The 606-nt window shown below is 62.5% G+C and carries 1 protein-coding gene; it reads left to right on the top strand.

The genetic code is table 11. The features are described 5' to 3' along the window. Positions 1–606: UvrD-helicase domain-containing protein (locus tag PKE99_RS39330; protein ID WP_271215150.1), on the top strand; the 606-nt coding region annotated here is incomplete at both ends.

The following is a 606-nucleotide window of genomic DNA, read 5'->3' as shown; positions in this document are numbered from 1 at the left end:
AACATTGGTGGAACACAGGCTTCCCAAGGCCGACCTGCACGTCTATCTTGCGGATATGAGCGGATATGATGATTCAGAGGCTTTCGAAGCCGCCATTCCCCTGTCGCAGCGTGCCATGGCAGCGCGGCCCGCACCCTATCTGGACGATCTGAACCCTGCACAGCGCGCCGCCGTGCTGGCGGTGGATGGCCCTGTCCTGATGCTGGCCGGGGCGGGAACTGGCAAAACCAAGGCGCTGACCTCGCGTATCGTGCATCTGCTGGCCACCGGCAAGGCGCGGCCGAATGAGATTCTGGCCGTGACCTTCACCAACAAGGCTGCGCGCGAGATGAAAGACCGCGTGGGCCGGATGCTGGGGCAGGTGGAGGGCATGCCCTGGATGGGCACTTTCCATTCCGTCAGCGTGAAGATCCTGCGCCGCCATGCCGAACTGGTGGGGCTGAAATCCAACTTCACCATTCTGGATACGGACGACCAGCTTCGCCTGCTCAAGCAATTGATCGTCGCGGCAAATCTGGACGAAAAGCGCTGGCCCGCGCGGCAGCTGGCCGGGTTGATCGACCATTGGAAGAACCGCGCCTGGACGCCGGAAAAGGTGCCCTCGTC

It is taken from the genome of Pseudonocardia halophobica (assembly GCF_027922425.1).
Taxonomy (GTDB): Bacteria; Actinomycetota; Actinomycetes; order Mycobacteriales; family Pseudonocardiaceae; genus Pseudonocardia; species Pseudonocardia halophobica.
Note: the sequence above shows the minus strand (reverse complement) of the source record. Positions and strands in the feature narration are given on the sequence as shown.